15 protein-coding genes are annotated in these 13,317 nt (G+C 70.5%); 8 read left to right on the top strand and 7 right to left on the bottom strand.

Features of this window, described 5'->3' with window-relative positions; all coding sequences use genetic code 11:
• The first annotated feature begins 40 nt into the window (after positions 1–40).
• From OHN74_RS05130 to OHN74_RS05105, 6 genes are read left to right on the top strand one after another with little or no spacing between them, the layout of a single operon-like run.
• On the top strand, positions 41–523 hold the full coding sequence (locus tag OHN74_RS05130; RefSeq protein WP_327693332.1) for a cupin domain-containing protein: 483 nt from the start codon (positions 41–43) through the stop codon (positions 521–523).
• Complete coding sequence (locus tag OHN74_RS05125) at positions 520–1,788, top strand: beta-ketoacyl-[acyl-carrier-protein] synthase family protein (RefSeq protein ID WP_327693331.1); 1,269 nt, start codon at positions 520–522, stop codon at positions 1,786–1,788. Before OHN74_RS05130 ends, OHN74_RS05125 begins: the two co-directional genes overlap by 4 nt.
• Positions 1,785–3,041: a beta-ketoacyl synthase N-terminal-like domain-containing protein gene (locus OHN74_RS05120; protein WP_327693330.1), complete on the top strand. Its 1,257-nt coding sequence runs from the start codon at positions 1,785–1,787 to the stop codon at positions 3,039–3,041. Before OHN74_RS05125 ends, OHN74_RS05120 begins: the two co-directional genes overlap by 4 nt.
• A gap of 26 nt (positions 3,042–3,067) precedes the next feature.
• Positions 3,068–3,328, top strand: coding sequence for a phosphopantetheine-binding protein (locus OHN74_RS05115; RefSeq protein WP_164323487.1), 261 nt, complete (start codon positions 3,068–3,070; stop codon positions 3,326–3,328).
• Positions 3,329–3,330: 2 nt separating this feature from the next.
• Entirely contained in the window at positions 3,331–3,807 is a 477-nt protein-coding gene (locus OHN74_RS05110; RefSeq protein WP_327693328.1) for an SRPBCC family protein, read from the top strand.
• 25 nt (positions 3,808–3,832) lie between these two features.
• Positions 3,833–4,162: a TcmI family type II polyketide cyclase gene (locus tag OHN74_RS05105; protein WP_327693327.1), complete on the top strand. Its 330-nt coding sequence runs from the start codon at positions 3,833–3,835 to the stop codon at positions 4,160–4,162.
• A gap of 86 nt (positions 4,163–4,248) precedes the next feature.
• On the opposite strand, the gene OHN74_RS05100 is transcribed toward OHN74_RS05105, so the two are convergent.
• The 6 genes from OHN74_RS05100 to OHN74_RS05075 form a co-directional block, all read right to left on the bottom strand.
• On the bottom strand, positions 4,249–5,295 hold the full coding sequence (locus OHN74_RS05100) for a methyltransferase (RefSeq protein WP_327693326.1): 1,047 nt from the start codon (positions 5,293–5,295) through the stop codon (positions 4,249–4,251).
• A 62-nt stretch (positions 5,296–5,357) separates the two neighbouring features.
• Positions 5,358–6,437, bottom strand: coding sequence for a right-handed parallel beta-helix repeat-containing protein (locus OHN74_RS05095; RefSeq protein ID WP_327693325.1), 1,080 nt, complete (start codon positions 6,435–6,437; stop codon positions 5,358–5,360).
• A gap of 76 nt (positions 6,438–6,513) precedes the next feature.
• Positions 6,514–7,197, bottom strand: a complete 684-nt coding sequence (locus OHN74_RS05090) for a class F sortase (RefSeq protein ID WP_327693324.1) — start codon at positions 7,195–7,197, stop codon at positions 6,514–6,516.
• A 121-nt stretch (positions 7,198–7,318) separates the two neighbouring features.
• A complete protein-coding gene (locus tag OHN74_RS05085) occupies positions 7,319–7,843 on the bottom strand; it encodes a hypothetical protein (protein ID WP_327693323.1) in 525 nt (174 codons plus the stop codon).
• 480 nt (positions 7,844–8,323) lie between these two features.
• Positions 8,324–10,891, bottom strand: a complete 2,568-nt coding sequence (locus tag OHN74_RS05080; protein WP_327693322.1) for an ABC transporter permease — start codon at positions 10,889–10,891, stop codon at positions 8,324–8,326.
• 6 nt (positions 10,892–10,897) lie between these two features.
• On the bottom strand, positions 10,898–11,746 hold the full coding sequence (locus OHN74_RS05075; RefSeq protein ID WP_327693321.1) for an ABC transporter ATP-binding protein: 849 nt from the start codon (positions 11,744–11,746) through the stop codon (positions 10,898–10,900).
• A 168-nt stretch (positions 11,747–11,914) separates the two neighbouring features.
• Between OHN74_RS05075 and OHN74_RS05070 the strand changes: the two genes are divergently transcribed.
• Together OHN74_RS05070 and OHN74_RS05065 are read left to right on the top strand one after the other, a co-directional pair.
• Positions 11,915–12,166 (top strand): toxin-antitoxin system HicB family antitoxin, encoded by a 252-nt coding sequence (locus tag OHN74_RS05070; RefSeq protein ID WP_327693320.1) that lies wholly within the window; start codon positions 11,915–11,917, stop codon positions 12,164–12,166.
• Between the two features lie 37 nt (positions 12,167–12,203).
• Entirely contained in the window at positions 12,204–12,542 is a 339-nt protein-coding gene (locus OHN74_RS05065) for a fic family toxin-antitoxin system, toxin component (RefSeq protein WP_327699992.1), read from the top strand.
• Here OHN74_RS05065 and OHN74_RS05060 read toward each other — a convergent pair.
• Entirely contained in the window at positions 12,537–13,262 is a 726-nt protein-coding gene (locus OHN74_RS05060; protein ID WP_327693319.1) for a class I SAM-dependent methyltransferase, read from the bottom strand. The two genes, OHN74_RS05065 and OHN74_RS05060, sit on opposite strands and share 6 nt — an antisense overlap.
• Positions 13,263–13,317: the final 55 nt, after the last annotated feature.

Here is a 13,317-nt window from a genome sequence, read left to right as displayed (position 1 = left end):
CGCCCGGACGACGTCCCTGCCCCACCCGGAGGTGTCAACCATGAACAAGCACCACCCATGCATCGTGGACCTGAGCGAGACAGAACCCAACCGTAGACGCGGCGGCGACCTGCGGGCCGTGCTCACCCCCGCCACGGTGGGTTCCACCAGCGGTTTCATGGGCCTGGCGATCGTCCAGCCCGGTGAGCGCATCGGCGAGCACTACCACCCGTACTCCGAAGAGTTCGTGTACGTCGTATCAGGCGCCCTCGAAGTGGACCTGGACGGCGAGACGCACGCCCTCAGGCCCGATCAGGGCCTCCTGATCCCCATCGACGTGCGCCACCGCTTCCGCAACGTCGGTGACGTGGAGGCCCGCATGGTCTTCCACCTGGGCCCGCTGGCCCCGCGCCCCAGCCTCGGGCACGTCGACACGGAGGTGACCGAAACCGTCGTCCCCGGCACGGAGTTCGCCGTCGGCGGGCCGGACCGGCCCGCTCCGGACCACGGACAGGTGTCCGAGCGAAGTGGGGCCATACGGTGACCCGGCGGGTGGCTGTCACCGGTATCGGTGTGGTCGCTCCAGGCGGCACCGGGGTCACGGCGTTCTGGGACCTCCTCGCCGGCGGCCGTACCGCGACCAGGGGCATCACGCTGTTCGATCCGGCGGGTCTGCGTTCGCGCATCGCCGCCGAATGCGACTTCGACCCGTTCGCGCACGGCCTGGACCCGGAGCTGAGCCAGCACGCGGACCGCTACATCCAGTTCGCCATGGTCGCCGCCGCCGAAGCCGTCGGCGACTCCGGACTCGACACCGGCACGCAGGACCCGTGGCGTGTCGCGGTCTCCCTGGGCAGCGCCGTCGGGGGCACCACCCGCCTGGAACACGACTACGTCAAGGTGAGCGAGGGCGGCCGGCGGTGGGACGTGGACCACCGCGGCGCCGACCCGCAACTGCACCGGGCGTTCTCACCGAGCACCCTGGCCTCGGTCGTAGCCGAACAGTTCGGCGCCCAGGGCCCGGTGCAGACCGTCTCCACCGGCTGCACCTCCGGGATCGACGCGGTCGGCTACGCCTTCCACACCATCGAGGAGGGCCGGGCCGACATCTGCATCGCCGGGGCGGCGGACTCGCCGATATCGCCGATCACCATGGCGTGCTTCGACGCCATCAAGGCGACGTCGGACAACAACGACGACCCCGAACACGCCTCCAAGCCCTTCGACGCCCGCCGCAACGGCTTCGTCATGGGCGAGGGCGCGGCGGTGCTCGTCCTGGAGGAGTACGAGCACGCCCGGGCACGCGGCGCCCACATCTACTGCGAGGTCGGCGGCTACGCCACGTTCGGCAACGCCTACCACATGACCGGTCTGACCAGCGAGGGACTGGAGATGGCCCGGGCGATCGACTCCACGCTCGACCAGGCCCGTCTCGACCCCACGACGATCGACTACGTCAACGCGCACGGCTCGGGCACCAAACAGAACGACCGGCACGAGACCGCCGCCGTGAAGCGGTCCCTGGGCGCACACGCCTACGACACCCCCATGAGCTCCATCAAATCCATGGTGGGCCATTCGCTCGGCGCGATCGGCGCGATCGAGATCGTGGCGTGCGTCCTGGCACTGAAGCACCAGGTCGTGCCGCCGACGGCGAACTACGAAACACCCGACCCCGAGTGCGACCTGGACTACGTACCGCGCACCGCGCGCGAGCGCAGGCTCAGGAACGTGCTCTCCGTCGGCAGCGGATTCGGCGGTTTCCAGTCGGCCGTACTGCTGACCGGGCCGGGCGGGAGGACACGATGACGACTCGTCACACTCGGCGCGACCCGCGCGCGGCCATCACCGGCATCGGTGTGATCGCGCCCAACGGACTGCGGACCGACTCGTACTGGAAGTCCGTCGGCGAAGGCCTCGTCGTCCTGGACGGGATCACCCGCGACGGCTGCGGACACCTGCCGCTCCGGGTGGCCGGAGAGGTCCGGGGCTTCGAGGCCGCGGACCTCATCGAGGAACGTTTCCTCGTCCAGACCGACCCGTTCAGCCACTTCGCCATGGCCGCCGCCGCACTCGCGCTCGACGACGCCGCAATGGCCCGGGGCGAGCCCGCGGAGCCCTATGACATCGGTGTGGTCACCGCCGCCGGATCCGGCGGCGGCGAGTTCGGGCAGCGGGAACTCCAGAAGCTGTGGGGCCAGGGATCCCGGTACGTCGGCCCGTACCAGTCCATCGCCTGGTTCTACGCCGCCAGCACCGGCCAGATCTCCATCCGCGGTGGCTTCAAGGGACCGTGCGGGGTGGTCGCGAGCGACGAGGCGGGCGGTCTGGACGCCGTCGCGCACGCCGCCCGGGCCGTACGGCGCGGCACCGGCGCTGTCGTCGTCGGCGGAGCGGAGGCACCCCTCGCCCCCTACTCGATGGTCTGCCAGCTCGGATACGCCGAACTCAGCACCGTCGAGGACCCGGCCCGCGCCTACCGGCCCTTCACGGAGGCCGCCTGCGGGTTCGTGCCCGCCGAGGGCGGCGCGATGCTCGTCGTCGAGGACGAGAACCGCGCCCGTGAGCGGGGGGCGACCGTCCGGGCCACCGTCGCCGGTCACGCCGCCACCTTCACCGGCGCCTCCCGCTGGGAGCGGTCCCGGGAGGGACTCGCCCAGGCGATCCGGGGCGCCCTCGACGAGGCCGGGTGCGCCCCCGAGGAGATCGACGTCGTGTTCGCCGACGCCCTGGGCGTCCCGGAGGCGGACCGCGCCGAGGCCGGCGCCATCGCCGACGCCCTCGGGGCGCACGGCGCCAAGGTCCCCGTCACGGCGCCCAAGACCGGCATCGGGCGTGCCTACTGCGGGGCGCCCGTGCTGGACATCGCCGCCGCGGTGCTCGCCATGGAGCACCGCCTGATCCCGCCCACCCCCAACGTGTTCGACATCTGCCACGACCTCGACCTGGTGATGTCCCGCGCTCGCCCCGCCGAGCCGCGCACGGCCCTGGTCCTCAGCCGGGGACTGATGGGTTCCAACGCGGCGCTGGTAGTGCGCCGCGGAGACGACTCCGCCCGATGACCACCGGGCGGGAAGGAGACACCCGCATGCTCACCACCCAAGTGACCTACGACGAGCTGGCCGCCCTCATGAAGAGGGGAGCCGGAGTCACCGTCGACCCCGGCGAGCTGGAGCGCGCCTCGGACACCCCCTTCGGGATCCTCGGCCTCGACTCGCTCGGCCTGCTCGGCATCGTCGGCGAGCTGGAGAACCAGTACGGCCGCTCGCTGCCCCCCGACTCGGAGCGCTGCAGGACGCCCCAGGAGTTCCTCGACCTCGTCAACAGCACCCTCAAGGCTGGAGCCTGAAAGTGGCCGGACACACCGAGAACAGCATCACCGTCGACGCCCCTCTCGACCTCGTCTGGGACATCACCAACGACATCGAGAACTGGCCCCGGCTCTTCACCGAGTACTCGTCCCTCGAAGTGCTCTCCCGCGAGGGCGACACGACGGCCTTCCGCCTGACCATGTACCCGGACGACAACGGCAAGGTCTGGAGCTGGGTATCGGAACGGACCGTCGACCGTGCCAACCGGATCGTCCGGGCCCGCCGGGTGGAGACGGGCCCCTTCGCCCACATGAACATCCTGTGGGAGTACACGGAGCTGCCGGGCGGCACCCAGATGCGCTGGACGCAGGACTTCGCCATGAAGCCCGACGCCCCGGTCGACGACGAGTGGATGACGGACAACATCAACCGCAACTCCCGTACGCAGATGGCGCTCATCCGGGACCGGATCGAGCAGGTCGCCCGCGACCGCCAGAACGCGCCCCTGCCCCGCTGAGCCACCGGCCCAGGAAGGACAACCGATGCACCACGCCCTGATCGTCGCCCGTATGGCACCCGAATCGGCGCCGGCGATCGCCGACCTGTTCGCCGCCTCCGACAGTGGTGAACTCCCGCACCTCGTCGGAGTTACCCGCCGCAGCCTCTTCCAGTACGGCGACGTGTACCTGCACTTCATCGAGGCCGACCAGGACCCGGCGCCCGCCATCGCGAAGGTGGCCGGCCACCCCGAGTTCCGGGGCATCAGCGACAAGCTGTCGGAGTACGTCTCCGCGTACGACCCGCAGACCTGGCGCAGCCCCAAGGACGCCATGGCGCGCTGCTTCTACCAGTGGGAGCGGAACGCCGGCTGAGCACGGAACGCGCGCAGAAACCCCGAGGCCGGTACCGCGAGAGTCGCGGTACCGGCCTCGGGGTTTCGTCCGGTCGGCCGGGCGGGTCAGCCAGGGACGGTGCACTCGAAGGCGTGCAGATACGCGTTGACCGGGCGGATCTCGCCGATGACCAGGCCCGCGTCCGTCAGCCGGTCGACCATGCTCTGCCGGGTGTGCTTCGCACCGCCGACATTGAGGAGGAGCAGCAGGTCCATGGCCGTCGTGAACTTCATCGACGGTGTGTCGTCCACGAGGTTCTCGATCACGACGACCCGAGCACCCGGCCGCGCCGCCCTGCGGACGTTCGCCAGCGCCCTGCGGGTGCTGTCGTCGTCCCACTCCAGGATGTTCTTGATGATGTACACATCCGCCTGTACGGGGATGTCCTCCCGGCAGTCCCCGGCCACGACGTTCACCCGCGTGGCCAGTGAACCTCCGTCGCGCAGCCGCGGATCGGCGTTCTCCACCACCCCGGGCAGGTCGAGCAGTGTGCCGTGCATGCCGGGGTGCTTCTCCAGCAGGCTGGCCACGACCTGCCCCTGTCCGCCGCCGATGTCCGCGACCGAGGACACCCCGCTCAGGTCCAGCAGGTTCGCGACGTCCCGCGCGGACTGCTCGCTGGACGTCGTCATGGCCCGGTTGAAGACGTACGCCGACTCGGGGGCCTCTTCGTTGAGGTACGCGAAGAACTCCCGGTCGTACATGTCCTCGAAGACGTTGCGGCCGGAGCGCACCGCTTCGTCCAGCTGCGGCCAGACGTTCCACGTCCAGGGCTCGGTGCACCACAGCGCGATGTACCGCAGGCTGTGCGGGTCGTCCTCGCGCAGCAGCCGGGACATCTCCGTGTGGACGAAGGTGCCGTCGGGGCGCTCCGCGAAGATGCCCTGGCAGGACAGTGCGCGCAGCAGCCGCCTGAGGGTGTGGGGCTGGGTCTTCACCGCCGCCGCCAGGTCATCCACGGTCGTGGGGGTGTCGTCGAGGGCGTCCGCGACGCCCAGCCGGGCGGCGGCGCGTACGGCGGCGGCGCAGGCCGCCCCGAACACGAGCTCCCGCAGCCGCATGGGAGCAGGCGGGGCCGGGGCGGTGGGGGGAGCCGGGTCAACGGTCGTCATGTGTTTCCTCGCCTCTGTGGTTGTGCCGTGTGGGGGAGTGGGGCGGGTGGTGCGTCGGTCGGTCAGCACAGGCCCGCGGGTTCGGAGACCCCGCAGGTGTTGTCGCGGAAGGTGTTGCTCTTACCGGTGTCCCGGTCGGCGAGATCGGCCGTGCTGTTGCGCAGCACCACGTTGTCGCGGATCTCGTTGCTCTCGTTGGGGGCGCCCACGAAGCTCTTGAACAGCACGATGCCGCCGGACAGCGGGGAGGTGCCCACGTTGTCCTCGACCCTGTTCTTCGTCACCAGCGTCTTCTCGCTGCCGGTGAGGACGATGCCCGAGCCCTGCAGGAAGGGCAGCCGGGGGGTCTTCGGGCACAGCTTGTTGTTGGCGTGGATGTGGTTGCGGCGTACGGTCATGGCCCCGGCGCGCGGCTTGCCCTCGTCGCCGACGACGAACACCGCGGCGCAGTTGCCCGTCGCCTCGTTGCGTTCGACGGTCAGGTTCCGCAGCCGCCGCACGGTGACGCCGATACGGTTGCCGAGCAGACGGTTGTGACTGATCACGGTGCCCTTGGAGTCCTGGGCCCCGTCCTCCCGGTCGACGGTGTTGGCGACGAAGAGCCCGGCGTCACCGTTGCGGTCGGCGGTGTTGCGGGTGAACACGCCACGCACGGACCTCTCCTGGGCGATGCCCCACTGCCCGTTCTTCTCGGAGGTCACGTGCTCGACCTTCAGTTGGTCGGTCCACGACGCCCACACGCCGTTCTTTGCGAAGCCCCGGATCGTCAGCGACCGCAGGTTGACGCCTTTGACGGGACTGCTCTTGGTGCCGGTCACACAGATGCCGTTGCCCGCGGAGGCACAGGTGCTGTCGGCGGCGGCCGGGCCGGGCACGATGACGGCGCGCCCGGCCAGGGAACCCCGCAGCGTCAGGTTCGACACCGTGATGCGGACGCTCTCGTGGTAGGTGCCGGGGGAGAGGACAACGGTGTCCCCCGGCCGGGCGCCGTTCACCGCCTGCTGGATCGATTCGCCGGGTTGGACCCGGTGGGTTCGGACCGCCTGATGCGTGGTGCGATGGTCCGCCGGGGCGGCTGCACCAAGCCCCGACGCCACGACAGCCGCGGTGCATACGAGGTGAATGATCTGTCGTCTGGTCATATGCCGAAGCTAGGATCGGGTGTTCCGGCTCGCCACCGCTGATCCCCCAGGTGGGCCCTCGCCGGACGCCGAGGGGTCAGACGAGGTGGGCGAAGACCACCAGGTTGTCGGTGTAGTCCTTCACCGAGTGGTCGTAGTCACCGGCGCAGGTGATCAGCCGGACCTGGGCCTGTGGGGTGTCGGCGTACACGCGCTCGTCGGGGAAGTCGTCCTTCGCGAACGTCTCGACACTGTCGACCACGAAGACGGCCGTGCGTCTGTCGGACCGGTTGACGGAGAATCGATCCCCCTTCTTCAGCTCGCTGAGCCCCGCGAAGACGGCGGGGGCGGTCGCCGTGTCGACGTGCCCGGCGATGATCGCGGTGCCCGCCTCACCCGGGGACACGCCGTCCGCCTGCCAGCCGACCAGGTTCACGTCGTCGGCGGGCGGGGGTTCGAGCTGGCCCGAGTCGCCGATGGCGAGGCCGACGAAGGGGGCGCTCACGTCGATGGCCGGGATGAGCAGACGCGTCGGCCGGGCCCGTGGCAACTGCTTTCCGGCCCGCGGGGTGGCCGAGGACTTCGGCGCGGCCGAAGAGGCGGGGGCGTGGGCCGCGGCGGCGCGCGGCGCGGGGACGTCGTCGGACGACTCGTCGTTTCCGGAGAAGAGGAAGACCGCCGGGATCAGGAGAACGACGGTCCACGCGAGCAGACGTACGACAAAGCGCCGCCGGGGCGGCACCGATGTGGGCTCAACGGGGGAAGGCAACGGGGTTGCCATCGGGAACCACCTCACTGGAACACGTGCACAGCGCGTAGAGGGACTGAACGGGCCGGGCCGCCGCAGTGCGCACAGGCGGATGTGCGCACGCGACGGCCCCGGCTGCTATGTCAGGCATCGGTCAGGAGGCCCCGTCGGCCGCGTTCCTACGACGCATCGCGAACGCACCGGCGCCGACGACCGCCAGGGCCGCCAGCCCGCCGGCCGTGACGGTCGGGGACGCGAGGGCGCCGCCACCGGTGTGCATGCCACCGCTGGGCTTCTCGTGCTTGGAACCCCAGTCGCCCTTGCTGCCGTCGCCCTTGCTCCAGTCGCCCTTGCTGCTCTCGTCGGTGCTGTCGTCCTTGCTCCAGTCGCCCTTGCTGCCTTCGTCGGTGCTGTCGTCCTTGCTCCAGTCGCTCTTCTTGCTCTCGTCCGCGCTGTCGCCCTTGCTCCAGTCGCCCTCGTTCACCGCGGTGAGCGCACCGCCACCCGTGTGCATTCCACCGTTCGGCTTGTCGTGCTTGCTGTCCTTGTCGTGCTCCTTGCTGTAGGAAGAGTCACCGTTGTCCCAGTCGCCGCCGTCGGCGGCGAGGGCGCCGGGTGCGGCGATCGCGAGAGCGGCCGTGGCCGTCGCGGTAGCGAGGAGCAGGCGGGCAGAGCGCATGGTCGAAGTCCTTCCGCCGCGGCTGGGGCGCTGACGTGATGTCAGCTGACGAGACCCGGCCCCGACGTGATCCACCGTCAGTCAGACCGGCGCCCCGCACCACTCGAGCCGCCCACCCGACTGACCCGCACGGCGGTACCCGGCTCGGGCGGCCGGCCATCTCCCGAGCCAGCAACAAAGCTCTGACCAGGCATTTAATCGGCTGACCGGCAGTCACTTCCCGGCCCGCACCACGCCGTACGCACAACCCGATCGGCGGCGACACGACTGCACGTATCGCGGTCCGCCCACTCCGCCCGGAGCGTGGCCTGATCCTCGGTCAGCTGCGGTCGGCGGGGCAGGAGGAGCCCGCATCGGCAGGGGACTTGAACAGCACATGCGGCACATGCGGCACATGCGGCACGGAGCGCACGGACAGCACCGAAGGAGCGGAGGGCGACGAGGGGCGCGGCCACCGCGCGCCCCTCCCTTCATGCCCCGTCACTCGTGCGCGATCGCCGCCAGTACGTTCATCCGGGACGCGCGCAGCGCGGGCAACAGCGCGGCCACGATGCCGACCAGCGCCGAGCCCACGACCACCAGGACGATCGTGCCCCACGGAATCGCCAGCGCCTCCATGCCCTGGAGGGCCAGCACCCGGTGGATGCACACGCCCCACACCAGCCCCAGCCCGAGCCCGAGCACCGCACCGAACACGGCGATCACCACCGACTCCAGCCGGATCATCCGGCGCAGCTGCCGCCGGGACAGTCCGATGGCCCGCAGCAGTCCGATCTCGCGTGTGCGCTCCACCACCGACAGGGCGAGGGTGTTCACCACGCCGAGCACCGCGATGACGATCGCGAGCCCCAGCAGCGCGTACACGAGATAGAGCAGTACGGCGATCTGGTTGCGGATCAGTTCCTTGTAGTCGGCCTGGTCACGTGCTTTGACCTGCGGATACGCGGCGAGTGTCCGCTCCAGCGCGGGACGCAGCGTGTCGGCGCTCGTGCCGTCGGCGGTGTTGACGTACAGCGCGGCGTCCTGGCCGCCGGGCACGTACTTCTCGGCGACGGCGATCCCGAAGTAGATTCCGCCCTGCGTACCGAAGCCCTCGGCGCTGTCCTGGTCGGTGAGGGCGGCGACCGTCAGTTCGGTCCGGCCGCCGTCCGGGAACTCCACGGGCAGTACCGTGCCGACCCGCACGTCGTGGTCCTTGGCGTAGTCGGCGGACATCGCGAGGTGGCCGTCCGCGAGCGCGGCGGCCGTGTCGCCCTGCGCGTAGGCGACATTGGCGACGTCGTCGAGCCGCGCGTCGTACCCGGCGGCCGTCGTCTCCAGTCGCTTGCCGTCCGGGAACCGCACCGCGACCGGCACGAACCGTTGCCGTACGACGAGACCGACACCGTCCGTGGCCCGCACCTTGTCGGTGAGCTCCCCGGGGAACGGCACGAAGTTGTCGTTCTGTACGACGAAATCGGCGCCGAGTGTCCTGTCGATCTGCTGGTCGAAGGACTTGGTCATCGAGGCGCTCGCCACGGACATCCCGCCGACCAGGGCGAGGCCCACCATCAGCGCGGCGGCCGTGGCCCCCGTGCGGCGGGGATTGCGCAGGGCGTTGCGCTGGCTCATCATGCCGACCGGCCCGTAGATCGCCGGGAACGCGCCGCCCAGGACCCGGATGACCGGCCGGACCAGCAGCGGGCCCGCGATGACCGTCGCGACGAGCGTGAGGACCACACCGAGTCCCAGCAGGGAGGCGGAGGCCGATGTCTCACCGGCCGTGGCGCAGCCCGCAAGTGCGGCGGCCCCGAGCGCCCCGACGATCGCGCCGACCACCGCCCGTACCCGCAACGGCCGCCCCACGCCCGCGATCTCGGCGTCCGACAGCGCGGCCATGGGAGAGACCACCGCGGCGCGCCGGGCCGGCAGATAGGCCGCCACGAAGGTGACCCCGAGCCCGACGGCGTACGACGACACGGGAGTCGCCCAGCCCACCACCATGTCGGCCGAGCTGAGGTTCATGCCGAACGCGCTCATCAGCTGGATCAGCCCGGCCGCGAGTCCGATCCCGGCGGCGAGGCCGAGCGTCGAACCGACCAGGCCGAGCAGCACCGCCTCCGTCAGCACGGACCGGCGCACCTGTCGCCGGTCGGCGCCGAGCGCCCGCAACAGGCCCAGTTCGCGGGTGCGTTGGGCGATCAGCATCGAGAAGGTGTTGACGATCAGGAAGACCCCGACGAGCACCGCGATCCCGGCGAAGCCCAGCATCACGTACTTGATGATGTCGAGGAATCCGCCGAGTTGCTTCGCTGCGGACTCGGCCTGCTCGGCGGCCGTCTCCAACTCGTAGTCGGTGGTGCCGATCTGTTTCGCGATACGGCTCTTCAGCTCGGCGTCGCTCACCCCGCTCGCGGCCGTCACCGAGATGCTCGTGGCCCGGTCCGGCGCACCCAGCAGCATGGTCGGCGCGGTCTTCGGGTCCAGGAACAGCAGCGCCGCGCCCGGGTTGGTGGTGGTGAAGGTGGCGATCCCGACGATCCTGACCTTGAACGACCCCGGCTGTGCCTGGACGGTGAGCGTGTCGCCGATGCCCACGTCCTTGCTGTCGGCGGTGTCCGCGTCCAGCAGCGCCTCGCCGTCGCCCCGGGGGACGTGGCCGGAGGTGAGTTCGACGGGGCTGCGGTCGGTGAGGTACCAGTCCGTGGCGATGGTGGGGGCGCCCGAGGTCGGTGAGACCGACTTGTTCCGGTCGTCGACGACGGTGAGGTTGTCGACGGACGCGTCCGCGTGGGCGTCCTCGACGCCGTCGACAGCGGCGACCCGCTGGGCCAGGGAGGCGGGCAGGGTGAGGACCTCACCGGTCGGCACCGACGACTCGAAGTCCTTCCGGGGGTTCACCGTGACGTCGGCGGACGTGGAGGCGAAGAGCCGGTCGAAGGTGCGGGTGACCGTGTCGGAGAAGATCAGGCTGCCCGCTACGAATGCCACGGACAGGACGACGGCCAGCGCGGAGAGCAGCAGTCGGCCCTTGTGGGCGAGGAAACTCCTGAGCGTTGCCTTCAGCACGGGGTGTCAGTCCTCGTCGGTGGGCTTGGTGAGGGAAGGGGCCTCGGAGTGGTCGGGGGTGCCGGGGGAGGGGGCTGTGGTCTGTCCCCCGGAGAAGAGGCGCATGCGCTCCAGGACCGCCTCCGCGGTGGGCCGGGCCATCTCGTCCACGATCCGTCCGTCGGCGAGGAAGAGCACCAGGTCGGAATGGGCGGCGGCACCCGGGTCGTGGGTCACCATGACGACCGTCTGGCCGAGGTCGTCGACGGCCTCGCGCAGGAAGCCGAGGACCTCGAGACCGGCGCGCGAGTCGAGGTTGCCGGTCGGCTCGTCCGCGAAGATCAGCTCGGGGCGCGAGGCGAGCGCCCGGGCACAGGCCACGCGCTGCTGCTGCCCGCCGGACAGTTGGGCCGGCCGGTGCTTCAGCCTGTCCCGCAGCCCCAGTGTGTCGATGACCTGGTCCAGCCACTTCTGGTCGGGCTTCTGGCCCGCGATGTCCATCGGCAGGGTGATGTTCTCGACGGCGTTCAGGGTCGGGATCAGGTTGAACGACTGGAACATGAACCCGATCCGGTCCCGCCGCAGCCGGGTCAGATCGCGGTCCCTCAGCCCCGTGATCTCCGTGTCGCCGAGCCACACCTGCCCCGCCGACACGGTGTCGAGCCCGGCCAGACAGTGCATCAGCGTGGACTTGCCCGACCCCGACGGTCCCATGACCGCGGTGAAGCGCCCGCGCGCGATGTCCACGTCGACGGAGTCGAGGGCGAGCACGGTCGTCTCGCCCGATCCGTACGCCTTGGTCAGCGCGCGGGCGCGGGCCGCGGTCCCGTCCGCCTCGGCGTGCCCGGGGGCGTGCTCCGCAGCAGGTGTGGACAAGGCTGCCTCCTTCGATGCTTGCTGGTCGTGGCCGTCCCGATGTCGTGCCGACGTCCCTCGTTCCTTGTCCCGGCCGAGCGTAGTGTGACGAGGCGCACACCCGGTATCCCTTTTCGCTCCTGGGTGCCCCTCTTGCGGGTGCTAGCACTTGCGCGCTAGCTTCGAGGTATGGCTAAGACTCAGCTGAACGTCCGGGTGGACGAGGGCACCGCCCGCGCGGCGCGGGAAAAGGCTCTGGCCCGCGGGATGAGCGTCAACCGATACATAGAAGAACTGGTCCAGCAGGACACCGGCGAGGCGGGCCACACCTTCGTGGAGGCCGCCGCCGATTTCATGAAGCAGTACGAGTCCGTCTTCGCCGAAGAGTTCGGTACGGACCGTGAAGGCAAGCGCGAAGGTCGTCACCGACCCCTTGGATAACTCCGGCAACCTCAGGATCGACCTCGCCTGGCTGCTCATGATCGCCGAACGGAAGACGCCCGGAGACCCCCAGGTCTCCGACTGGGGTGCTCTGGTCGCGGCCGTAGCCCGCCACGAGGCCGAGATATTCGACATCCCCGTCTACGACAACCCGCACGCCAGGGCCGCCGCCCTGCTTCAACTCCTGCTGCACGTGCCCGCATTGGAACGCTCCAACGCGCTGTTCGCGTCCGCGGTCGCCTACGCCTACCTCATCGCCAGCGGGGTCAAGGTCGTCACCTCTCCCGAGCAGGTACGCGACCTCGCCCGGCTGGTGAAGACCGGCAACGCCTCGGTGCACGACATCACGCACGAACTGCGCCAGTGGAGCCTATGAGGCGCCTGGCTCCGTCCCCGGCCCGGGCTCCGTCCCCTGCTGTGGGGGACGCCACGCGCTGCCCATCACACAGTAGGAGGTGGGCAGCCGTGGCCCCTTCTCCGGCAGCAACAGCCGCCGGTACGGGCCGAGTTCGAACCCGGCGTCCCGCAGTGCGGCGACCGGGTCCCGGGCCACATGACAGCCGCCGGCGAGCGCGGGCCACACCGTGCGGTCGAGGGCCCGCTGGGTGAACCGCATCGCGGGCCCGCCGCCGACGCCGTGCTCCAGGAACCGCACCTCGCCACCGGGCCGCAGCACCCGCCGTACCTCACCGAGCGCCCTGGGCAGGTCCCGGACACTGCACAGCACCAGCGAGAACACGACAGCGTCGAAGGCCTCGCTCTTCACCGGCAGCGCCTCCGCCGTGCCCGGCACCACATCGACGGGCACTGCGGCACGCATCGCCGCCTCCACGGCCAACTGCCGCAGCAGACGCTCGGGTTCGATCGCGACGACCTCCGAGACAGCGTCCGGATAGTGCCCGAAGTTCAGGCCGTTTCCGGCGCCGATCTCGATGACCCGCCCGGAGAGCCCGGCGAGCAGCCGGTGTCGCAGGGCGCCCAGGCCGATACCGGTCTCGGCGGCGACGCTGAACCGGGCGTAGTAGCGGGCGAACAGCGGATGGTGCACGGGATCCCGTGGCACCTTGCCGGAGCCTGTGGTGGACCGTAGCGGCATGGGGACCTCCCGAGGAGGAATGGTCTCACCGCGATTGTCCCCCTTACGGGACCCG

Origin of the sequence: Streptomyces sp. NBC_00459, from assembly GCF_036013955.1 — a bacterium.
GTDB lineage: Bacteria > Actinomycetota > Actinomycetes > Streptomycetales > Streptomycetaceae > Streptomyces.
The sequence above is the reverse complement of the archived record's forward strand: the minus strand, read 5'-3'. Positions and strand labels throughout refer to the sequence as shown.